Annotated in this window: 1 rRNA gene; it reads left to right on the top strand. The window is 56.6% G+C overall.

Annotated elements, in window-relative coordinates:
* Positions 1 to 260: 260 nt before the first annotated feature.
* A 5S ribosomal RNA gene (rrf, locus tag AB4Y31_RS31865) occupies positions 261 to 364 on the top strand; the annotation flags it as partial.

The following is a 364-nucleotide window of genomic DNA, read 5'->3' as shown; positions in this document are numbered from 1 at the left end:
TTGCCCGTAAGGCTTGATCCTATAACCGGAGCGTTTTGCGCCCAGTGTTATCGCTTTAGCGATTACTCTGGGCTCATGCAAAGCTAGTGACCAGTTAGTGCTTTAGCACTTACTGGGAACCACCCCCCTAGGGGGTAAGCCCCCTAGGGGGTACGCTCAGGACCCTCGCGATGTGCCACGATGCACTCGCTACCCACCCCTTACTGCCCTTCTTCCCAGATTGGCTGTGCCGCCCATCCGCGACACGGCAACAAGTCATGCCTGATGATCATAGCGAGTTGGTACCACCCCTTCCCATCCCGAACAGGACCGTGAAACGACTCCACGCCGATGATAGTGCGGATCCCCGTGTGAAAGTAGGTAA

Origin of the sequence: Trinickia sp. EG282A (assembly GCF_040965455.1) — a bacterium.
Lineage (GTDB): Bacteria > Pseudomonadota > Gammaproteobacteria > Burkholderiales > Burkholderiaceae > Trinickia > Trinickia symbiotica.
Note: the sequence above shows the minus strand (reverse complement) of the source record. Positions and strands in the feature narration are given on the sequence as shown.